Annotated in this window: 1 protein-coding gene; it reads left to right on the top strand. The window is 74.2% G+C overall.

Going from position 1 to position 283, the window contains the following annotated elements; genetic code table 11:
* A partial coding sequence (locus tag BIV01_RS12845; RefSeq protein WP_302847425.1) for a phosphoenolpyruvate-utilizing N-terminal domain-containing protein occupies positions 1 to 283 on the top strand: 283 nt, incomplete at both ends.

Here is a 283-nt window from a genome sequence, read left to right as displayed (position 1 = left end):
CGGTTCGGCGGACGACGCGAAGCAGGCCGTGGCCGCCGCGATCGCAGCGGTGGCGGAGGACCTCAACAAGCGGGGGCAGCTCGCCGGCGGGGACGCCCAGGCCGTGCTCGAGGCGCAGGCGCTCATGGCGCAGGACCCGACCCTCCTCGACGACGTGCACGCCCGCATCGACGGCGGCACCAACGCCGAGCGCGCCGTGTTCGAGGCGTTCGGCCAGTTCCGCGACCTGCTCGTCTCGATGGGCGGCTACATGGGGGAGCGTGCCGCCGACCTCGACGACGTC

This window comes from Curtobacterium sp. MCBA15_013, from assembly GCF_001865095.1.
GTDB lineage: Bacteria > Actinomycetota > Actinomycetes > Actinomycetales > Microbacteriaceae > Curtobacterium.
Note: the sequence above shows the minus strand (reverse complement) of the source record. Positions and strands in the feature narration are given on the sequence as shown.